Below are 20,246 nucleotides of genomic sequence, written 5' to 3'. Positions count from 1 at the left end.
TTTTTTATTATTGTATAATACTCCTTTTTGATATAAAATATCTTTTTCAAAAAGGAGTATAATGCTTTTTAGGCGCAATAAATTTGTCTTTAATCTCCACTTGCTTTTGTCATTTCTTGCTACATTACCCTTGTTGATTATCACGCTTAGTGCAGTATTTGTCCAGTATCAAAATGAGATAATTGGCGTCGTAAATAGCTCAAATTTAAAGGTCGAGCCACTGGATGAAAAAAGGCTAAAGCCAAGTGAGATTTTAGAAAACATTATCAAAAAATATGAAAAAATAGGCTTTGCCAGCATGCAAATCTCAAGCCTTAAAGATGACGCATTAATAGCAAGAATTCAAACCACAAATTCCCTTCAAACACTTTTTATCAACCCCTACACGGGCGATATCAAAGAGGATAAGACTAGGCAAGTCGCGCAGTTTATGCTTATGCTTCATAGAAATTTAGCCCTTTCTTTTATGCAAAATGACACAGCAAGAATTGCCGGTAAACATATAGTTGCCATTAGCACGGTAAGCCTTGTGCTGTTGATATTAAGTGGAATTTGGCTTTATATGCCGCTGCTAAGACGCGGTATCAAAAATGCAATGAGCATAAGCTTTAAAAGTCGCGGATATGCGTTTTTATACAAGATACATGGTGTGCTTGGTGTGTGGTGTGCACTTTTTTTGCTCATAATGGCTTTAACAGGGCTTTACTGGTCTTACGGATTTATCAAAAATGGCGTAAACAAAGCATTTGGACTACAAACCGCAAGCATGAGCCACAAGCATCATAAAAGAGCTTTTAATCCGCTAGATAGCGAAAAATTTAAATATATCGATGAAATTTATGACGACTCAAATTTACGCGATACTACACTGGTTGTGCAAGGCGGTATTTATAGTGTGCGACATGATAAGGGTGATGAGAGATTTTTCAAGGTGGCTAAGAACGGAAAGCTGATGGAATTTAGTTCGGAGATAAAAGTCGAGCCAAACAAAAACGATAGCAAATTTAAAACTCCAAGAGATGTAAGTCGATTTGTGCTTAGCATTCATCAAGGAGATGTTTTTGGCGAGGTTGGAAGAGCTATATTTTCGCTTGTTTGTATTTTATTTTGTATTTTGACGATTAGTGGGTTTATGCTTACTTTTAAACGTATAAATAGATAACTTGGTGTGTGTCACAAACTTTATTTAACCTTATTTTGGGTAAAATCACCTAAAAACTAAAGGTAAAACATGAATAGAAAACGAATTTATAATCCAAGTTCAAATGAAACCTTGACAGATCGTCGCGTATTTAACGGCAATCCGCACGGGATCTTAAATTTCACCAAGGCAAAGTATCAATGGGCGTTAAAGCTTTGGGACTTAATGGAGGCAAACACCTGGTTTCCAAAAGAAGTAGATACTACTGATGACGTGCGCGACTACGCCTACAACCTAACTCAGGCAGAAAAGCGCATGTATGACCTTGTTTGGAGCCAACTAATCTCCATGGATAGTTTCCAAACAAATAACCTTGCCGACAATATAAATCCATACATCACTGCTCCTGAGATCAACGCATGTCTAGCTCGCCAAGCATACGAAGAGGCAAACCACTCTAAGTCTTATGCTGTTATGGTTGAGGCGATATGTGATAATACCGACCTTATCTATGAGATGGAAAAGCACGACGAGGTTTTAAGGGAGAAAAATGACTATATCTCAAGCGTTTATGAGGAGTTAGCTGGCGAGGTAACGGATGAAAAGCTATTGCTTGCAATGGTGGCAAACCAAATTTTAGAGGGAATTTATTTTTATAGCGGATTTACGGCGATATATGCGCTTGCACGTGCCGGTAAAATGCTAGGCTCAGCCCAAATGATACGCTTTATCCAAAGAGATGAGATAACTCACTTACTACTTTTTCAAAACATGATAAACAGTGTTCGCACCGAGCGCCCAGACCTCTTTACGGCTGAAGTTGAAGCAAAAATTTATGACATGTTTGAAAAAGCCGGAAATTTAGAGATAAAATGGGGTAGATATATCACTCAAAATCAAATCATGGGTCTTACCGACGATATCATCGAAGAATACATCCATTATCTTGTAGATCAACGCTTGGTTGCTATTGGCTTAAAGCGCAAATACAATGCCAAACATCCGATAAAATGGGTTGATGACTTTGCTAAATTTAACGATCAAAAGTCAAATTTCTTTGAAAGCAAGGTCACAAACTACTCAAAGGGCAGCTTAAGTTTTGATGACTTCTGATCAAAATTTAACGGAGTTAAATTTATATCCGGTAACGCTTAGTGCATCAAATGTTCAATTACGAAAGCTTGAGTTGATGGATAAAATCTCACAAGCCCCCAGAAATTCGCTAATGCTTGCAAGCGAGCTTTGTGTTAGCGGATATGATTTTGACGGATTTTTTGCAGGAGCAAATAGCGCCATGCTACCACAGATGTTAGGTAGCTTTGACTCTATCTTGATGGAGGAGTTGCAAGACGCTTTAAGCGAAGATAAATTTTTAGCCTTTACCCATCTAAAGAGCATACAAAAGACTGATACCACTAAAGAGCATGAAAAAGTATCTGCAAGGATATTTAATGAATTTGTTATCCTAAATGATACGCAAGTTTTTCACGCTCAATCCAAAACAAAACTCTTTCGTCCAAAATTGGAGTATGAAAAATTTAGTGCTGCCGATGAGAGCGAGGTAAAAATTTTTGAATTTAAAGGTATTAAGGTCGGAGTTTTGATCTGCTTTGAGCTTAGATTTATAGATCTTTGGCAAAGGCTTAAGAGTGCTGAGATCATCTTAGTCCCGGCTATGTGGGGCAAAGAGAGGAAAGAAGCTTTTGTGTTACTTTGCAAGGCATTAGCTATGGTAAATATTTGCTATGTCGTAGTTGCAAGTTCGCTTGATCTTGAGTTTAGTGGTGTTTTTTTACCGGATGGAGAATTCAAAAAAGCACAAAATTTGACAGAAATTTAATCACTCAAATAAAACAAAATTTAGAAATTATGTAAAAGTTAGGAAGAGAAAATTGAACGCATTAGAAGAGATAAAATGTAAAAATTTAGCCGATGATATAGCTGATGAGATAATGCTTACACCAAAGCTTTATAGGGCTATTTGTAACACCCCAAGGGAGATATTTTCTCCTGTTGGCGCACATGCGTATTCACTTAATGCCCAACCTATCGCAGGTAATCAATGGATAAGCTCACCGCTAACCGTGGCAAAGATGACAAGCGCACTTGAGTGTGAAAATATCGATAATGTGCTTGAGATAGGCTGTGGAAGCGGTTATCAAGCTGCTATACTTTCAAACCTTGCTCACCGCGTCTTTAGTGTAGAGCGTATCGAAAAACTAGCCATGCAGGCAAAAAAACGTTTTGAAACGCTAAAGATCAGAAATGTTCATGTAAGATATGACGACGGTAATAACGGCTGGAAAAGCTATGCTCCATATGATAGAATTCTTCTTTCTGCAGCAACCGACGAAGTGCCTCAAACCCTCTTTAACCAGCTTAAAAGCGGTGGAATTTTAGTGGCTCCTATAAAAAAAGCCGATAAACAATACATAGTCCAGTATAAAAAGGACTCTGATGCAAATATAAGTGAGCATATCTTTGACGAGTGTCTTTTTGTGTCTTTGCTAACAGGCAGAGAGTAACTTGATTTAAATTTATCCATGCATTAACCAAAAAGGCGTATACTTTTAAAATATCTTTACAAGGAGTTAAAATGGCAAAAGACGCAGAGTTGGTAAATTTTTCAGAGGATTATGAGTTAAACAACATACTTGCTAAAAATGGTAAATCACAAAGCGAGGTAAATCGTAAAATTTTATGCGAGCTTGGTAAAGAGTGTAAAGCTTTGCTTGGGGATAAAAGAGTTCTCACGCAAGAGGAATTTGGCTCGTTTTTGGCAGGACACCTAGCCAAACTAGAAGACAAAAAGTAAAACTACAAAAGGGTAGCTTTAATGCTACTCTTTTGTGCTAGGTTAGTTTTGCTAGCCCAAAAGCTAGCCAGTAGAGCGCCCGAGATATTATGCCATATGCTAAATATAGCTCCTGGCAATGCGCTAAGTCCTGAAAAATATTTTATGGCAAGGGCTACGCTAAGCCCTGAGTTTTGCATACCTACTTCAATAGCGATCGTTCGTGCTATCTTTTCGCTAAAACCACAAATTTTTGCTCCAAAGTAGCCAAACAAAAGCCCAGAGCAGTTATGTATCATGACCGCTAAAACTACTAAAAGTCCTACTTTTTGGATATTTGCATTATTTGCCGCAACAATTATCGCGATGATGAGTATGATCGCGCCCATTGAAATAGTAGGCATTACTTTTTGAATTTTTTGTATAAATTTGTGGGCAAATGTGTTTAAACAAATTCCTATCGTTAGTGGAACAAGTGTTATTTTAATAAGATCTATTAACATATCTATGGCAGGAACAGGAACTTTTTGCCCGATATAAAGCCAGGTTAAAAACGGCATCAAAACGATAGAGAGCAGAGTAGAGCAAAGTGTCATGCTTACGGATAGGGCTAGGTCTCCTTTTGCGATATAGGTTATAACATTTGAGGCTGTGCCTCCTGCGCTAGTGCCAACTAGCATCATCCCAACCATAAGCTCGTTTTCTAGTCCAAACATCATGGAGACGCCAAGTGCGACAATAGGCATTACGACAAACTGAAGGGTTATACCGATGCCTAGGGCAGACTTTTTATAAAATATATCTCTAAAGTCATTAAACGTGAGTGTCATACCCATGCCAAGCATGATAATAACTAAAAGAGTGATAATGTGACCTTTGTAGCCTACAAAAATTTCAGGCATAAAACAGGCAAGTGCTGATGAAATAATAGCTAGTATGGGGAAAATTAACGCTTTCATTATGCTCCAAGTGGTTTTGGCATGTCAAAGTAAAAACCTTGAGAGGCATCTACACCGATAGAATTTACCATTTTGCTTACATCGCTTGAGTGCACGTATTTGGCAACCGTTTGTATGCCAAGTGTTTTAGCAAGCTCTATCATTAGCTTGACGATTTTTCTTGCGTGCTCGTCGTGGTCGATATTTTTTATGATAGAACCATCGATCTTGATAAAGTCTGTTTTGATCTTTAGAAGATATTCGAAATTTGTATATCCTGTACCGAAGTTATCTATCGCGACTTTACAACCAAATTTGCGAACCTCGTCGATAAATAAATTTATCTTATCAAAGTCGTTTATCTCTTGATTTTTTGTAAGCTCTATAGTTAAACGCTCACCTATGCCGGGATGTTTTCTAAATTGATCTTTGATCTGCGATAGGCATTCACCATCCATCACGTCATCTATCGTTAGGTTGATACCGAAATTTTCGTTATTTTTTGCAAAATACGCAAATGCCTTTTCGATGACGATCTTTGTTACCTCTTTGTATAAATTTGACTTTTTGGCAGCGGCAAGGAAGTCTATCGGAAGAACAACGTTATTTGTGTCGTCTACCATCCTAACAAGACATTCGTATTTTGATACAGTATTTGTGCTATTATCGATCACTGCTTGTTTATATAGCACTATTTTGTCTTCTTCTATGGCTTTTTGTATGGCTCTAGTTAGGACGACATTGTGCGCTAGCTCGTCCTTTTTATCTTCAAATACTACTATCTGTTGGTTCATATCTTTAGCTTGTTCTTTTGCGATAGCTGATGTCATGATCTGCATATCCGAAGATATACCAAAGGCTAGATCGATATAAAATTTATTGTTTTCTACGATGACGGAATTTGTCTTAAAATACTCTATGGCTTTTTCGCAGAATTTGTAAAAGTCATCGTTTTTCCAGTGCTTTTTATCTCCTACTATGGCGAAGTTGTTACTTTCTAGTTTATAAAGCTCTAAATTTTTATCTTTTGTTAGTTTTCTAACTATATTTGCGACCTCACTTAAAACCATATCTCCTATGTCAAGACCGTAGTATTCGTTTATCTGTCTAAATTTTAATATATCAAAATTTGCTACAAACAACTGACCTTGCTGCTTTGATAGTTTGTTAATAAGCATTTGCCTTGTAGGCAGTTTTGTTAGCGGGTCTTGTAGCTCAGTTCGCATAAGTTCTTGATGCTCCATGAACGTCGTAAGATCTTGGCAGATGCATAAAAAGTTAAGCTTGCTTTTTGCGTCTGTAGTTTCTATCGGCACTACATTTGCTTTGATATGGCATATCTCGCCGTTTTTCTTTTGTGCTTTTAGGACGCCTTCCCACTCGCTCTTTCTTAAGACGGCTTCGTTTACCTCTTTTATCTTGCTGTTGTTTCTCTCTTTTATAAAGATACTTCTAATCGGTTTGCCGATGAGTTCATTTTTTGCGTAACCGATCAAGTCACAAAATGCGCTGTTTGCAAATGTTATGAGGTTTTTCTCGTTAAATTTAAAGACGATATTTGATGTCTCGAGTGAATTTTTGTATTTATTTAAGGCAAGTTGTATTTGGTTTTTCGTATCAAGCAACTCATCTTTTTCATCTAAAATTTTATTGATATTGCTTGCTATGTCTTTTAGTTCTTGAAATTTTATCTTGTCCGTTTCAAGGCGTTTTAAGTCGGTTTGGTTGTTAAAAAAGTCTGCAAAAGTGGTAAATGACGTTACTACTCTCTTTTTTGCGCTAACTGCTAGCATATAAAGCACGGCAACAACGACCAAAAGATAAAAGGTAAACAGTATAAGTTTTGAGCCAAAGTCGCTATAAAAGATATTTTTTTGTTTATCTAAGTAGTTATGCATATCGTCCAGGTATATCCCTGTGCCGATCGACCAGTCTAGTAAATTTATATCTTTGATGAAAGATATTTTTTCAGTTATTGTTTTGTCCTGCTTTAGCCATTTGTAGGCTATAAATGCCTCGTTACCGCCTCTTGTAGCGCTGCCTATTTTGTATAGGGCCTGTCTGCGTTTTTCGTCAAATAAGCTAAAGCTACTATCTTGTATCTCTTCTGAGTCGCCGCTAACTATTTTGTTGTTTTTCCTATCGATGATGAAGATATAGCTATCTCCGTTTGATAACGAACGGATGTAGTCTCTTGTTTTATTTGTGAAATTTTCATTAAATTCATCCAAATTTTTCGCATATCCTATGACGACGCCTGCCGGCTCATAGACGATAGCGTGGCTTATGAAGTTACGTCCTTTTTTTGTGGTTGTGGTTATATCGATATGGTTATAGACGATATTTGAAACGACCGTGCTGACGTTTTTTGTCGAATGAAATTCGCTTTGTATGAAAGGCGTTGCACTAAGGTCATATACAAAATACCCTTCGTCTTCGCTGGTCACATCCTCTCTCATTTTTTTTATAAATTCGTCTCTGCTTGATGAAATTTTATGAAATTCTCTAGCTGCATTTAGCGCGTTTAGGGTTTTATGTTTGATTGCGTCTATAAAATTTTTATACTGCCTGTCGTAGTCGCTTTGTATTTTACTTGTTGTTTCATATACCTCTTTGCGGATTGATTCTTTCTCTTGTAGTATAAAAAATTCTTTTAAATTTGATATATTATTTTGATAATTTGAATAAATATGAGCCAGGTTAAAACATTCAAGCATCGCCATAATGACAAATGCGGTGATGATTATCGAGGAAAAGGCAAATTTCCCCATTGAAGATACATTTCTTAACAAGGTGTTCCTTAAATTTTAATCTGATATGCTAGCATAACTTTATGGTTAAAGAGCTTAATTAAATAGGCACCTTATAAAATTTTGTTTCAATAAAGGCTGGTATCTTCAAATAGCGAATTTTCGACCTTTTTAAGTGTAAAACTTTTTCGCAAAAGTTCGTTTTCTCCTAAATTTTGTATCGCATTAATGTGCGCTTTTGTTCCATATCCTTTATGTAGAGCGTATCCGTATGAGGGGTAAATTTTATCCCAAGCTCTCATTAGTCTATCCCTGCTAACTTTTGCCAAGATACTTGCTGCACTTACTTCTGAGATTTTACCGTCGGCTTTTATCATCGTTTTTATGCCGGTGCCGTAGTTTGCGTTGCCGTCGTATAAAATTTCATACTCGCTAAAATGTAGTTTAAATAAATTTAAAGCACGGCGCAAACACTCACTAAGACCCAAAGTGTCGATCTGTTTGTTTGAAAAGTAGGTGATTAAGAAATTTGAATTTGCCACGATTTGCTCAAATAACTCTTCACGTTTTTTCTCGGTTAGTTGTTTTGAATCATTTAGTCCTTTTATCTCGCATTTTAGCACGCAAGCGGCAACCGCCATACATCCTGCAAGCGCTCCCCGTCCCGCTTCGTCAATCCCACAAATTTTATTCATCTAAAAGTCCGAAATTTTCTTTAAGATAGGGTTTTATCTCTTCTATGGATATAGTTTTTTCTTCATCACAAAATGAGATTCCAAGTGGAGAAATCATGAAATTTTCACTTGTTAAATTCTGATCATTACTTTTAAAAACATCCTTTAGCTTTAGCTTTTTTTGATCTTTTATCTTCACGGTAGAGCAAAATTTACTATCGTTTTTTAGCGTGACCGAGCTTCTGATTTTGTCGTTTTGATACTCTAAATTTACAGAAGATATTGCGTTTTTGTTTTGTGATCTTAGTTCGTCGAGCCTTGATGAGAGTGTGTTTTTGTATTTTTGTTTAAATTTAGAACCAAAATAATCACTTGATAAAACCTCCGTTCTTGTTTTATTTGAATTTATGGTTTGTGACGCTAGCACCAAGGTTTCATATGTAAAAACTTTCTTTGCCGTAGCTTTCATCGCCTTGCCTTTTATGGCTAGCTTGCCTTCAAATTTATCACCTTGCTCTCTTTTTATGCTTAAATTTAGCCACTCTGAAAGTGCGTTTATTTGGAGTATTTTGCCGTTATCATATACTATCTCGCCTTTGCTAAATTCAAATTTAGAGCCCTTAAAAAATAGATGACCTTGCATTTTTGGAGGAATTTTTAGAGCATCTTTGGAGTTAAAATTCTCAAATTCGGCGCTAAGATTTGTTATGTAAAATTCAAACTTTTCTCCATTTGCATCACCTGTAAATTTGTAAATTTTACCCTCGTTTTCATGTCTTATCTCATAAGAAAATAGTGTGCAAACACACAACAAAACCATAAAAATCGCTCTCATAAATTCTCCTTATATACCCAAAGCCCAGCGTGAAAACGGCAAAATTTCGCATTTTATACCCTCTATGGTTATTTCACCGGCGTTTGCTACGCTGATAACTTGCAGTCTAGTTATATTCATGCGTTTTAGCGTCGCATGAAGTTTTTTAAATTTTAAAAACACTATTTCGCTATCCGTAAATGGAACGCATATTATAGCGAGTTTCCTTCTAGTAAGGAAAAAATCAAACTCATTCGTATAAAAAATTTCATCTTTAAATTTTGAAAGCTCACAAAAGACAATATTTGAGAAATTTGCATTAAAGTCTTTTTTTAAATTTAGAGCATTTCTTACGGAAAAATCGTTAAAAAATAGCTTTTTTGCCGCATTTGGCTCGTTAAATTTGCTCAAAAATTTTATAAAGCCGTTATTTTCAAGCTCGATAAGTCCGGCATAAACGCTGTCTTTTGAGATCTTTATCCGTTCTTTTAAAATTTTATAAATTTCATGTGCGCTTATGGTTTCGGCACATTTTTTCGCACATTCTTTTATGATCTGTAAATTTGTTTGACTAAGCTCCGCTCTTAGTTTGTTTTGTGTGATTTGCGCTGTTTCGCTCGGCTCTACCATGGTGTTTGCCACAGATGTTCCATGAGCTAAAAAATGGCTAAAAAAAGCCTCTGGTGAAATGTTTTTTCTAAAAAACAGCATAAATTCTTCGTAGTCGAGATACTCAAGGTGAAGAACTCTAAAATTTGGTATGGTTAGAGTTTTGTTGTTTGTTGATATTATGATCTTTTCAAGTTCTGAAATTTGAGATAATTTTTGCATTTGATCTTGCGTTGTCGCATTGTCGATCGCAAGTATTTTTATGGATTGATTTTCTTTTAAAAATTCTATCAAATTTGCAAGGATTGTATCGGCATTAATGCGTAAATCCTTTAAATTTATGTAAAGCTTTTCCTCTTGTTTATACTCATCTAGTGCGTCAAGTATAAGGCTTGTTTTGCCGCTTCCGGGATATCCTAAAATAAGTGTTTTCGCACTGGAGATAAACTCCTTTCTGGCGATGAATTTTATGCTTTTTAACGGCAAATGATAAAAAAAATCCAAATCTTTCAAATTTTATCCTTTTGCAAATTATATACTTTCCTTTTTAAAAGGAAATAAATTTACTAAATTTAACTCAAATTTACCCATTTACTTGCAAATTTAGATTTTTTTTAGTAGAATCGCGATCTCTTTACGAAAGACTTAGGTCTGCTTGTATGATTAAAGCCATTGAAATTTCAATGCTTCTTGAAAAGTTACGAGAGTAGCAAAGTAGAAAATCCTATGCAAGTTTTGATTATGTAAAGAGGTCGCGAGTTTGCGACAAGTTCTTTTTAAAGGAAAAAACATGGAAAGAATCAGGCTTAAGCTAAAAGCTTATGACCATAGAGTTCTAGACCGCACAGTTGCAGCAATTGTAGAAGCTGTCAAAAGAACCGGTGCCGATGTTCGTGGTCCGGTGCCAATGCCTACGAAGATCAAACGCTACACAGTTTTACGCTCTCCACACGTAAATAAAGACTCACGTGAGCAGTTTGAAATGAGAATACACGCTAGAATGCTTGACATTGTAGCAGCTACTCCAGAGACCGTAGATAGCCTAACCAAACTCGACCTTGCTCCAGAAGTAAATGTCGAAGTTCGTGCTATGAAGTAAGCGGATAAAAGGAAAAGAGTATGGAATATATCGTAGAAAAAATAGGCATGAGTAGAACGGTATCTGCTCAAAGCACACCGGTTACACTACTAAGACTTGTTGAAGCTAAGGTATGCGAAGTTGATGCTAATAAACGTGCTATCGTTGCTTATGCAGACACTAAAGCAGCTAATAAAGCCATAGCTGGTCAGCAAAAAAAATACAATCTAACTGCCGAATTTAACAAATTTGCAACTTTGACTGTAGTAAATACAGAGGCTGGAAATCTTGATGTTACACCTTTAACAGAAGCTAAAGTTTTAAAAGTTAGCTTTAACTCAAAAGGTAGAGGATATCAAGGCGTTGTTAAAAGACACGGATTCGCAGGCGGTCCTAAATCTCACGGCTCACGCTTCCATAGACGTCACGGTTCTATCGGTAACTGCGAATGGCCTGGACGTGTTCAACCTGGTATGAAAATGGCTGGACACATGGGAAATGAGAAAGTAACCGTTAAAAATGAATTAGTAAGTTTTGACGCAGACAACGGTATCGTTGTTGTAAAAGGTTGCGTTCCGGGACATAACGGTGCAATGGGTAGAATAAGGATTGTAAAATGAGTAAAGTTTTAGTATTAAACGAGAAATTTGAAAAGTCAGGCGAACTTGCGCTTCCTGCAGAATTTGCAGAAGTAAATCCGCACAATCTTTATCTTTATGTAAAATCTTACCTAGCTAGCATGAGAGCAAACACGGCTCACACTAAAAGTCGTGCATTTGTAAGCGGTGGCGGCAAGAAGCCATGGAGACAAAAAGGTCGTGGTGGTGCACGTGCCGGTTCAACTAGAACAAACGTATGGGTTGGCGGTGCAGTAGCTTTTGGTCCTACAAATAATAAAAACTATTTCCAAAAAGTAAACAAGAAGCAAAAAAGACTTGCTCTTGAATTTGCTCTAAATGAAAAAGCAGCAGCTAATAAGCTTTTTACTGTTGATAGCATCGCTATCGAAAGCGGAAAAACTAAAGATGCTGCAAAAGTTATCAAAGCTCTAAACGTAAGAGATGTTTTAGTAGTTAAAGATCTACTTGACGATAAAACACTTTTAGCTTTTAGAAACCTAGCAAATTGCTATGTTGTTGATGCAAGTGAAGTAAATGCTTATTTGGTAGCAACATATAGTGCAGTTATTATCGAAAAAGCAGCACTACAAACTATAACAAAAGAGGGCTAAAATGGCAGATATAACTGATATCAAAACAATTATTTATACAGAAAAAACTCTTGGCCTTCAAGAACAAGGCGTTGTAGTTATCCAAACTTCACCAAAGGTTACTAAAAACGGCTTAAAAGAGGTTTTAAAAGAGTATTTCGGTGTAACGCCACTTCGCATAAATTCACTTAGAATGGACGGCAAAGTTAAGCGTTTTAGAGGTAGAGTTGGCGTAAGAGATGATTTCAAGAAATTTTATGTCAAATTACCGGAAGGCGTAAGCCTAGAAAATACGGAGGCATAAAATGGCTATAAAATCATATAAACCATATACTCCAAGCCGTAGATATATCACTGGACTAAGTTCAGAAGACATTACGGCTAAACCAAGTGTTAGAAGTCTTCTTATCAAACTTCCTGCAACTGGTGGTAGAAATAATAATGGTCGTATAACATCTCGCCATAAAGAGGCAGGTGCTAAGAAATTATATCGTATCATCGACTTCAAACGCCGCAAATTCGGTATCGAAGGTAAAGTTGAAGCGATCGAATACGATCCAAACAGAAACTGCCGTATCGCACTTATATCATACAAAGACGGCGAGAAGAGATATATCATCAGACCTAGCGGCTTAAACGTAGGCGATGTTGTAGCTTCGATCGACGAAGGATCACTTGATATAAAACCGGGTAACGCTATGAAATTACGCTTTATCCCTGTTGGTACTATCGTTCACAATATCGAGTTAAAACCTGGCAAAGGTGCTCAAATCGCTCGTTCAGCTGGTGGTTATGCACAACTTATGGGTAAAGAAGAAAAATACGTTATCCTAAGAATGCCAAGCGGTGAAATGAGACAAGTTCTTGCTGAGTGTATGGCTACTGTAGGTGTTGTCGGCAACGAAGATTGGGCAAATGTTACTATAGGTAAAGCAGGACGTAATCGCCACCGCGGTATCCGCCCACAAACTCGTGGTTCTGCGATGAACCCGGTAGATCACCCACACGGTGGTGGTGAAGGTAAGAAAAACTCTGGTCGTCATCCGGTTACTCCATGGGGTAAACCGACTAAGGGTGCTAAAACTCGCCGCAAAAAAGCAAGCGATAAGCTTATAATTTCAAGAAGGAAAGGAAAATAGAGATGGCAAGATCACTCAAAAAAGGTCCTTTCGTAGATGAGCATGTAATGAAAAAAGTCGTTGCGGCTAAGTCTGCAAATGACAATAAACCAATCAAAACATGGTCAAGACGTAGCACGATCGTACCTGAAATGATTGGATTAACATTTAACGTTCATAACGGCAAAAGCTTTATCCCTGTGTATGTTACTGAAAACCACATTGGATATAAACTTGGTGAATTCGCTCCAACACGCACATTTAAGGGTCATAAAGGCTCTGTGCAAAAGAAAATCGGCAAGTAAGGGGTAGAGTATGAGTAAAGCTATTATAAAATTTGTAAGACTCTCTCCTACAAAAGCTAGACTAATTGCACGTGAAGTTCAAGGCATGAATGCCGAATTAGCCCTTGCAAGTTTGCAATTTATGCCAAATCGCGGTGCTAAATTTATAGCAAACGCTATCAGCTCAGCTGTTGCAAACGGCGGTTTTGAGCCTGAGGAGGTTGTAGTTAGCAGTTGTCGCGTGGATGCTGGTCCTGTGTTAAAGAGATTTAGACCAAGAGCAAGAGGAACTGCGAGTAGAATTCGCAAACCAACTTCTCATGTAATGGTAGAAGTATCTAAACCTGAAAAGAAGGAAGCATAATATGGGACAAAAAGTAAATCCGATAGGTCTTAGACTAGGTATAAACCGCAACTGGGAATCACGCTGGTTTCCTTCTAAAGATAGCCTTGCACAAAACATCGGCGAGGACTATAAAATTCGTGCATTTTTAAAGAAAAAACTTTATTATGCGGGAATAAGCCAAATTTTAATCGAAAGAACAGCTAAAAAACTACGTGTAACAGTAGTTGCAGCTCGCCCTGGTATTATCATCGGCAAAAAAGGTCAAGATGTTGAAGTTCTTAAAAACGATGTTGCAAAACTAATCGGCAAAGATGTGAACATTAACATTAAAGAGGAAAGAAAAGCTCAAGCTTCTGCTCAACTTGCAGCCGAAAACGTTGCTATGCAACTAGAAAAACGTGTTGCTTTCCGCCGCGCGATGAAAAAAGTTATCCAAGGTGCTCAAAAGTCAGGTGCAAAAGGTATTAAAATTTCAGTTGCAGGACGTCTTGGTGGTGCCGAGATGGCAAGAACTGAATGGTATCTTGAGGGACGTGTTCCACTCCATACACTTAGAGCGAAGATTGATTACGGTGTTGCAGAAGCACACACAACTTATGGTAACATAGGTATTAAAGTGTGGATATTTAAAGGTGAAGTTCTTCAAAAAGGCGTTCAAGTAGAGCGTAACGAAGAAGAAAAAGCTGATAGAAAACCACGCAGAGCAAGAAGAGGTAAATAATTATGTTGATGCCTAAAAGAACGAAATTTCGTAAGCAAATGAAAGGTCGCAATCGCGGCTATGCAACTCGCGGTGCATCTTTATCAACAGGCGAATTTGCTATTAAAGCAGTTGAAGCTGGACGTGTAAATTCACGCCAAATAGAAGCTGCTCGTCAAGCTCTAACTCGTCATGTTAAAAGACAGGCTAAAATTTGGATTAGAGTTTTCCCTGATAAACCGCTAACTAAAAAGCCTCTACAAACTCGTATGGGTAAAGGTAAGGCAGGTGTTGAAGAGTGGGTTATGAATATCAAACCTGGTCGTATCATCTATGAAATGGCAGGTGTTAGTGAAGAGCTTGCACGTGAAGCGTTAACTCTAGCTATGCACAAGTTGCCGTTTAAGACAAAATTTGTAACGCGAGAGAGTGAAAATGAAATATACTGAGATTAAAGACAAAAGCGTTGCAGAACTAAACGCATTGTTAAAAGAGAAAAAGGTGCTTTTATTTACACTAAAACAAAAGTTAAAAACTATGCAGTTAAGCAACCCTAATGAGATTAGTGCTGTTAAAAAAGAGATAGCACAGATCAACACTGCAATTAGTGCTACAAAGTAAGGGGTGAAATATGGCATTAAAAAGAGAAATTCAAGGCGTAGTTTTACAAAAAGCCGGTGATAAAACAGCTACTATCTTGGTAGAAAGACGCGTTATGCACCCAAGATATCATAAATTTGTAAAACGTTTTAAGAAATATTTGGTTCATGATGAGAAAAATGAACTAAACGCAGGAGATACGGTTATCGCAGTTGAGTGCAGACCGCTTTCTGCACGTAAAAGCTTTCGCTTAAAAGCTGTTTTAGCAAAGGGAGTTGAGTAATGATTCAAAGTTTTACAAGACTAGCAGTTGCTGATAATAGCGGCGCAAAAGAATTAATGTGTATTAAGGTTTTAGGCGGCAGCAAAAGAAGATACGCAACACTTGGCGATATCATTATTTGTTCTGTTAAAAAGGCTCTTCCAAACGGTAAGATCAAAAAAGGTCAAGTTGTAAAAGCTGTAGTTGTTAGAACTAAAAAAGAAGTTCAAAGAGACAATGGTTCGTTGATTCGTTTTGACGAGAACGCAGCCGTTATCCTTGATAACAAAAGAGAGCCAGTAGGAACACGTATCTTTGGACCAGTTGGTCGTGAAGTTAGATATGCTAACTTTATGAAGATCGTTTCACTAGCACCGGAGGTTCTATAATGGCAAACGTTAAATTTAAGATCAAAAAAGGTGATACCGTAAAGATAATCACCGGAGATGACAAAGGTAAAACTGGTAAAGTTTTATCTGTTCTTGCAAAAAAAGGTCAAGTTATAGTTGAAGGCTGCAAAGTAGCTAAGAAGGCTATAAAACCAAGCGAGAAGACTCCAAACGGCGGTCATATTAACAAAGAAATGCCGATAGACATCTCAAATGTTGCGAAAGTTGAGGAGTAAGAGCATGAGTAGATTAAAAGATAAATTTAACGAGAGCATTAAACCTGCTTTAGTTAAAGAATTTGATATTAAAAACCCGATGCTTATTCCGGCACTTGAAAAGATTGTTATTAGCGTTGGAGCAAATGATTCTGCAAAGGATCAAAAAGTTCTTCAAAACATGGCAGACACTATTTCGCTAATCGCTGGTCAAAAAGCAATTATAACAAATGCTAAAAAATCAGTTGCAGGCTTTAAAGTGCGTGAAGGTTTCCCTGTCGGTATAAAAGTTACTTTAAGAAAAGAGCAAATGTATGCGTTCTTAGATAAACTTATAAGTGTTGCGCTTCCAAGAGTTAAAGACTTCCGTGGTTTACCAAGAAATGGCTTTGACGGACGCGGTAATTACAACTTTGGTTTAACTGAGCAGCTAATGTTCCCAGAGGTTGAGTATGATAAAATTTTACGTACTCACGGTATGAACATAACTATCGCTACAACGGCTAACAATGACAAAGAGGCATTCAAATTGCTAGAGCTATTTGGTTTGCCGTTTGCAAAAGGAAAGTAATATGGCTAAAAAATCAATGATAGCAAAAGCTGCACGCAAACCTAAATTTGCGGTTCGCGGCTATACAAGATGCCAAATTTGCGGACGTCCGCACTCTGTGTATCAAGACTTTGGAATTTGCCGTGTCTGCCTAAGAAAAATGGCTAACGAAGGACTAATCCCTGGTCTTAAAAAAGCAAGTTGGTAAGGAAAAGATATGTTAAATGACTTAATATCAGACGGACTAACCCGTATCAGAAATGCAAGCATGAGAAAGCTTGAGACAACAAAGCTTCTACATTCAAATGTTGTTGAGGCTACTCTTTCTATCCTTGCTGCAAAAGGCTACATAGAGAGCTTTAATGTTGTAGAAGAGAATAACAAAAAATTCATTAATGTTGTTCTTAAATACGACGAGCGCGGACAAAGCGTTATAAACGAACTAAAAAGAGTTTCAAAACCAGGTCGCCGTGTTTACCAAGGTAAAGACGACATCAAGCGTTTCAAAAACGGTTACGGAACGATTATCGTTAGCACAAGCAAAGGCGTTTTAAGCAACGAAGACGCACACAAAGCTGGTGTTGGCGGTGAAATTCTTTGTACAGTTTGGTAATTTTTAAGGCTTAATGCCTTAAAAATTTAGGTTAGTTTTTGCGAAAGCATTAAAATTTACGGCATTGTGGTGCTGATTCAAGATTGTAAAAGCACCCTAGACAAGTAAAGGAAATAAATGTCACGTATTGGAAAACAACCGATAGCTATACCTGCTGGTGTAGAAGTCAGTGTTGATAATAATGTCCTAAAATTTAAAAAGGGCAACTTAACAAAAGAGCTTGACACAAAAGGCAATGTTGATGTCAAAATCGAAAATGGTTCAATAGTTTTTGCTGCAAAAGGCGAAGATCGCCAAAGCAGAGCATTCTGGGGTACATATAGAGCTTTAGCTAACAATATAGTTATAGGTCTTACTGCAGGTTTTACTCGCCAATTAGAAATCAACGGTGTTGGTTATAAAGCGGCTGTTAAAGGTAAAATTTTAGAGTTAACTTTAGGCTTTTCACACCTAATTAACTATGAGCTTCCAGAAGGCATCGAGGCTACGGTTGAGAGAAACGTAATTACCCTAAAAGGTAGCGATAAACAAGTTATCGGTCAAGTTGCTGCTCAAGTTAGAGGATTTAGACCGCCAGAGCCATACAAAGGTAAAGGTGTTAAATACGTTGAAGAGCGCATAATCCGCAAAGCGGGCAAGACATCTAAGAAGTAAGGGATAGGTTATGACAGCAAAAGTATTAAAAAGAAAACTAGCTCTTAGATTAAAGAGAAAAAAAAGAGTTAGAGGTAAAATTTCAGGTGTTGCCAGCTGCCCTAGAGTATCTATTTTTAAATCAAATAGAACTATTTACGCTCAAGCTATCGACGATGTTACGGCTACAACATTAGCTGCTGCAGATGGACGCAAATTGGGTATAAAAGCAAATAAAGACGGTGCTGCTGTTTTAGCTAAAGAATTTGCGGCTTCTTTAAAAGCTAAAGGTATTGAAGTAGCGGTATTTGATAGAAATGGCTACCTGTACCACGGTGTAGTTGCTGCATTTGCCGATGCTCTACGCGAAAATGGCATCAAACTATAACCCAAAGGAAAATCGATGGAAAAGTATAATAGAGAAGAATTTGAAGAAGTAATGGTCGATATCGGCAGGGTTACAAAGGTTGTTAAAGGTGGTCGTAGATTTAGGTTTACAGCTCTTGTTGTAGTTGGAAACAGAAAAGGTCTTGTCGGCTTTGGTTACGGTAAGGCTAAGGAAGTTCCTGATGCGATGAGAAAAGCTGTTGACGATGCGTTTAAAAATATCATCGAAGTTAAAATTAAAGGTACAACTATACCTCACGATATCGAAGTTAAGTATAATGCAAGTCGTGTTTTACTTCGCCCAGCTAGCGAAGGTACAGGTGTTATCGCCGGTGGTAGTGCACGCCCTATTATAGAGCTTGCAGGTATTAAGGATATCCTTACAAAATCACTTGGTTCAAACAACTCGGCAAACGTCGTTCGTGCTACTATAAAAGCACTTAGTATGCTAAAAAGCTAAGAGAAAGGAAAGTAAATGGCACTAGAAAATTTAACTCCGGCTCCTGGCTCAACGCACTCTATAAAGAGAATAGGTCGCGGTCAAGGTAGCGGTAACGGTAAAACTGCAGGAAAAGGTAACAAAGGTCAAAGAGCAAGAAAAGGCTACAATGAGAAGCGTGGTTTTGAGGGTGGACAACAACCGCTTCAAAGACGTCTACCAAAAGTAGGTTTTGCTTCTAAATTTGAAAAACCTTATATTATTAACGTAGAAAAGATCGTTGCGGTAAAAGAGCTTAACGAAATAACTATAGCATCAATCGCAACAGTTCATAAAATTTCAAAGAGCGTAACAAAAATAAAACTTATCGGATCAAGCGCTAAAGAACTTGTGTCAAAGATAAAAGATAGTAACGTTAGCGTAACTGGACAAAAATAATGAATAAAACACTCGTCAACAAGATATTAATCACGTTGGCATTTTTGTTCGCATACAGGATACTGGCATATGTGCCGGTTCCTGGCGTTAATGTCGATGTTATTAAGGAATTTTTTAGCTCGAACAACAACAACGCTTTAGGTTTATTCAATATGTTTAGCGGTAACGCCGCTGAGCGTCTTAGTATTATCTCTCTTGGTATTATGCCTTACATTACTGCTTCTATCATCATGGAGCTTTTAGCTGCTACATTCCCAAATTTGGGTAAGATGAAAAAAGAACGCGACGGCATGCAAAAATACATGCAAATCATCCGCTACGCTACGATAATTATCACTTTGATCCAATCAATCGGTGTTAGTATAGGACTTCAAAGTCTTACTGGACGTGGCGGTGAGCAGGCTATTATGATAGATATGAATTTATTTATAGCGATTTCTGCTGTTTCTATGCTAACAGGAACGATGCTGCTTATGTGGATCGGTGAACAGATTACTCAGCGCGGTATCGGTAACGGCATCAGTCTTATCATTTTCGCAGGTATTGTTTCAGGTATCCCGAGTGCGATTAGCGGTACGATAAATCTAGTAAATACAAGCGAGATGAACTTCCTTGTTGTTATAGGAATTTTACTTGTGATACTTGCTACTATCGGAGCGATCATCTTTGTAGAAATGGGCGAAAGACGTATTCCGATTTCGTATTCTCGTAAGGTTGTTATGCAAAATCAAAATAAACGTATAATGAATTATATTCCGATTAAAGTAAATTTAAGCGGCGTTATACCTCCGATTTTTGCCTCTGCGATACTTATGTTTCCAAGTACTATACTACAGGCAAGCACAAACCCATACATACAAGCTATTAATGATTTTTTAAATCCAAATGGTTATATGTTTAACTTTTTAACGTTTTTATTTGTTATCTTTTTTGCATATTTTTATGCCTCTATCGTATTTAATACAAAAGATATAAGTGAAAATTTAAAAAGACAAGGTGGTTTTATACCAGGTGTTAGACCCGGTGAAAATACGGCTAACTATCTAAACGAAGTTGCTGGAAGACTAACGTTTAGCGGCGCTATATATCTTGGTCTGATCTCAACTCTACCTTGGGTTTTGGTTAAAACCATGGGTGTTCCATTTTATTTTGGTGGTACTTCTGTACTTATCGTTGTTTCGGTCGCTCTTGATACAATGAGAAGAATAGAAGCGCAAATTTATATGAACAAGTATCAAACGCTAAGTGCGGTCGGGCTATAACA

General features: G+C 37.4%; 31 protein-coding genes. 26 read left to right on the top strand and 5 right to left on the bottom strand.

The window, feature by feature from the left end; all coding sequences use genetic code 11:
* Nucleotides 1-61 precede the first annotated feature (61 nt).
* From CCAL_RS08740 to CCAL_RS08720, 5 genes are all read left to right on the top strand, one after another.
* Complete coding sequence (locus CCAL_RS08740) at nt 62-1,162, top strand: PepSY-associated TM helix domain-containing protein (protein ID WP_169938298.1); 1,101 nt, start codon at nt 62-64, stop codon at nt 1,160-1,162.
* Nucleotides 1,163-1,231: 69 nt separating this feature from the next.
* Nucleotides 1,232-2,254 carry a ribonucleotide-diphosphate reductase subunit beta gene (locus tag CCAL_RS08735; protein ID WP_169938296.1) on the top strand — a complete coding sequence of 341 codons (1,023 nt, stop codon included), beginning with the start codon at nt 1,232-1,234 and terminating at the stop codon, nt 2,252-2,254.
* Nucleotides 2,244-2,981 carry a carbon-nitrogen hydrolase family protein gene (locus CCAL_RS08730; protein WP_236860511.1) on the top strand — a complete coding sequence of 246 codons (738 nt, stop codon included), beginning with the start codon at nt 2,244-2,246 and terminating at the stop codon, nt 2,979-2,981. Before CCAL_RS08735 ends, CCAL_RS08730 begins: the two co-directional genes overlap by 11 nt.
* 52 nt (nt 2,982-3,033) lie before the next feature.
* On the top strand, nt 3,034-3,666 hold the full coding sequence (locus tag CCAL_RS08725) for a protein-L-isoaspartate(D-aspartate) O-methyltransferase (RefSeq protein WP_170016391.1): 633 nt from the start codon (nt 3,034-3,036) through the stop codon (nt 3,664-3,666).
* Between the two features lie 71 nt (nt 3,667-3,737).
* The gene (locus CCAL_RS08720; RefSeq protein ID WP_169972378.1) at nt 3,738-3,956 is read left to right on the top strand and encodes a hypothetical protein; all 219 of its coding nucleotides are present in this window, start codon (nt 3,738-3,740) and stop codon (nt 3,954-3,956) included.
* 2 nt (nt 3,957-3,958) lie between these two features.
* On the opposite strand, the gene CCAL_RS08715 is transcribed toward CCAL_RS08720, so the two are convergent.
* From CCAL_RS08715 to CCAL_RS08695, 5 genes are all read right to left on the bottom strand, one after another.
* The gene (locus tag CCAL_RS08715; protein WP_170016393.1) at nt 3,959-4,894 is read right to left on the bottom strand and encodes a bile acid:sodium symporter family protein; all 936 of its coding nucleotides are present in this window, start codon (nt 4,892-4,894) and stop codon (nt 3,959-3,961) included.
* Nucleotides 4,894-7,665, bottom strand: coding sequence for an EAL domain-containing protein (locus CCAL_RS08710; protein ID WP_172285149.1), 2,772 nt, complete (start codon nt 7,663-7,665; stop codon nt 4,894-4,896). The genes CCAL_RS08715 and CCAL_RS08710 overlap by 1 nt, the downstream gene beginning before the upstream one ends.
* A gap of 86 nt (nt 7,666-7,751) precedes the next feature.
* Nucleotides 7,752-8,318, bottom strand: a complete 567-nt coding sequence (locus CCAL_RS08705) for a ribonuclease HII (protein ID WP_170016399.1) — start codon at nt 8,316-8,318, stop codon at nt 7,752-7,754.
* The gene (locus tag CCAL_RS08700) at nt 8,311-9,132 is read right to left on the bottom strand and encodes a hypothetical protein (protein ID WP_170016401.1); all 822 of its coding nucleotides are present in this window, start codon (nt 9,130-9,132) and stop codon (nt 8,311-8,313) included. The genes CCAL_RS08705 and CCAL_RS08700 overlap by 8 nt, the downstream gene beginning before the upstream one ends.
* 9 nt (nt 9,133-9,141) lie before the next feature.
* On the bottom strand, nt 9,142-10,233 hold the full coding sequence (locus tag CCAL_RS08695; RefSeq protein ID WP_170016403.1) for an ATP-binding protein: 1,092 nt from the start codon (nt 10,231-10,233) through the stop codon (nt 9,142-9,144).
* 277 nt (nt 10,234-10,510) lie between these two features.
* On the opposite strand from CCAL_RS08695, the gene rpsJ reads away from it, so the two are divergent.
* The 21 genes from rpsJ (at nt 10,511) to secY (ending at nt 20,244) form a co-directional block, all read left to right on the top strand.
* A complete protein-coding gene (rpsJ, locus tag CCAL_RS08690; RefSeq protein WP_169938278.1) occupies nt 10,511-10,819 on the top strand; it encodes a 30S ribosomal protein S10 in 309 nt (102 codons plus the stop codon).
* A 20-nt stretch (nt 10,820-10,839) separates the two neighbouring features.
* On the top strand, nt 10,840-11,418 hold the full coding sequence (gene rplC / locus CCAL_RS08685) for a 50S ribosomal protein L3 (RefSeq protein ID WP_170016405.1): 579 nt from the start codon (nt 10,840-10,842) through the stop codon (nt 11,416-11,418).
* Nucleotides 11,415-12,029, top strand: coding sequence for a 50S ribosomal protein L4 (gene rplD / locus CCAL_RS08680; RefSeq protein ID WP_170016407.1), 615 nt, complete (start codon nt 11,415-11,417; stop codon nt 12,027-12,029). Before rplC ends, rplD begins: the two co-directional genes overlap by 4 nt.
* Nucleotide 12,030: 1 nt before the next feature.
* Nucleotides 12,031-12,312 (top strand): 50S ribosomal protein L23, encoded by a 282-nt coding sequence (locus tag CCAL_RS08675; protein ID WP_169972375.1) that lies wholly within the window; start codon nt 12,031-12,033, stop codon nt 12,310-12,312.
* 1 nt (nt 12,313) lies between these two features.
* Nucleotides 12,314-13,147 (top strand): 50S ribosomal protein L2, encoded by an 834-nt coding sequence (rplB, locus tag CCAL_RS08670; RefSeq protein WP_169938270.1) that lies wholly within the window; start codon nt 12,314-12,316, stop codon nt 13,145-13,147.
* 2 nt (nt 13,148-13,149) lie between these two features.
* A complete protein-coding gene (gene rpsS, locus CCAL_RS08665) occupies nt 13,150-13,431 on the top strand; it encodes a 30S ribosomal protein S19 (RefSeq protein ID WP_169938268.1) in 282 nt (93 codons plus the stop codon).
* A 10-nt stretch (nt 13,432-13,441) separates the two neighbouring features.
* Complete coding sequence (gene rplV / locus CCAL_RS08660; protein WP_169938266.1) at nt 13,442-13,774, top strand: 50S ribosomal protein L22; 333 nt, start codon at nt 13,442-13,444, stop codon at nt 13,772-13,774.
* Between the two features lies 1 nt (nt 13,775).
* Nucleotides 13,776-14,477 carry a 30S ribosomal protein S3 gene (gene rpsC, locus CCAL_RS08655; RefSeq protein WP_170016409.1) on the top strand — a complete coding sequence of 234 codons (702 nt, stop codon included), beginning with the start codon at nt 13,776-13,778 and terminating at the stop codon, nt 14,475-14,477.
* Between the two features lie 2 nt (nt 14,478-14,479).
* A complete protein-coding gene (gene rplP, locus CCAL_RS08650) occupies nt 14,480-14,905 on the top strand; it encodes a 50S ribosomal protein L16 (protein ID WP_169938262.1) in 426 nt (141 codons plus the stop codon).
* Nucleotides 14,892-15,077 carry a 50S ribosomal protein L29 gene (gene rpmC / locus CCAL_RS08645; RefSeq protein WP_169938260.1) on the top strand — a complete coding sequence of 62 codons (186 nt, stop codon included), beginning with the start codon at nt 14,892-14,894 and terminating at the stop codon, nt 15,075-15,077. The genes rplP and rpmC overlap by 14 nt, the downstream gene beginning before the upstream one ends.
* A 10-nt stretch (nt 15,078-15,087) precedes the next feature.
* Nucleotides 15,088-15,339 carry a 30S ribosomal protein S17 gene (rpsQ, locus tag CCAL_RS08640; RefSeq protein WP_169938258.1) on the top strand — a complete coding sequence of 84 codons (252 nt, stop codon included), beginning with the start codon at nt 15,088-15,090 and terminating at the stop codon, nt 15,337-15,339.
* A complete protein-coding gene (gene rplN / locus CCAL_RS08635; protein ID WP_169938256.1) occupies nt 15,339-15,707 on the top strand; it encodes a 50S ribosomal protein L14 in 369 nt (122 codons plus the stop codon). Before rpsQ ends, rplN begins: the two co-directional genes overlap by 1 nt.
* Nucleotides 15,707-15,943 carry a 50S ribosomal protein L24 gene (gene rplX / locus CCAL_RS08630; RefSeq protein ID WP_169938254.1) on the top strand — a complete coding sequence of 79 codons (237 nt, stop codon included), beginning with the start codon at nt 15,707-15,709 and terminating at the stop codon, nt 15,941-15,943. Before rplN ends, rplX begins: the two co-directional genes overlap by 1 nt.
* Nucleotides 15,944-15,947: 4 nt before the next feature.
* Nucleotides 15,948-16,493 carry a 50S ribosomal protein L5 gene (rplE, locus tag CCAL_RS08625; RefSeq protein WP_169972374.1) on the top strand — a complete coding sequence of 182 codons (546 nt, stop codon included), beginning with the start codon at nt 15,948-15,950 and terminating at the stop codon, nt 16,491-16,493.
* Between the two features lies 1 nt (nt 16,494).
* Nucleotides 16,495-16,680: a type Z 30S ribosomal protein S14 gene (locus CCAL_RS08620; RefSeq protein WP_034970020.1), complete on the top strand. Its 186-nt coding sequence runs from the start codon at nt 16,495-16,497 to the stop codon at nt 16,678-16,680.
* A gap of 9 nt (nt 16,681-16,689) precedes the next feature.
* Nucleotides 16,690-17,085, top strand: a complete 396-nt coding sequence (rpsH, locus tag CCAL_RS08615) for a 30S ribosomal protein S8 (protein WP_169972373.1) — start codon at nt 16,690-16,692, stop codon at nt 17,083-17,085.
* Between the two features lie 117 nt (nt 17,086-17,202).
* Entirely contained in the window at nt 17,203-17,739 is a 537-nt protein-coding gene (gene rplF / locus CCAL_RS08610) for a 50S ribosomal protein L6 (RefSeq protein WP_169972372.1), read from the top strand.
* Nucleotides 17,740-17,749: 10 nt separating this feature from the next.
* Entirely contained in the window at nt 17,750-18,106 is a 357-nt protein-coding gene (gene rplR, locus CCAL_RS08605; protein WP_169938247.1) for a 50S ribosomal protein L18, read from the top strand.
* Between the two features lie 15 nt (nt 18,107-18,121).
* Nucleotides 18,122-18,565, top strand: a complete 444-nt coding sequence (gene rpsE, locus CCAL_RS08600) for a 30S ribosomal protein S5 (RefSeq protein ID WP_169938245.1) — start codon at nt 18,122-18,124, stop codon at nt 18,563-18,565.
* Between the two features lie 15 nt (nt 18,566-18,580).
* Nucleotides 18,581-18,982, top strand: a complete 402-nt coding sequence (gene rplO / locus CCAL_RS08595; protein ID WP_170016411.1) for a 50S ribosomal protein L15 — start codon at nt 18,581-18,583, stop codon at nt 18,980-18,982.
* Nucleotides 18,982-20,244: a preprotein translocase subunit SecY gene (secY, locus tag CCAL_RS08590; RefSeq protein WP_169938241.1), complete on the top strand. Its 1,263-nt coding sequence runs from the start codon at nt 18,982-18,984 to the stop codon at nt 20,242-20,244. Before rplO ends, secY begins: the two co-directional genes overlap by 1 nt.
* Nucleotides 20,245-20,246: the final 2 nt, after the last annotated feature.

Source organism: Campylobacter sp. RM6914 (genome assembly GCF_004803835.1).
Lineage (GTDB): Bacteria > Campylobacterota > Campylobacteria > Campylobacterales > Campylobacteraceae > Campylobacter_A > Campylobacter_A californiensis.
Note: the sequence above shows the minus strand (reverse complement) of the source record. Positions and strands in the feature narration are given on the sequence as shown.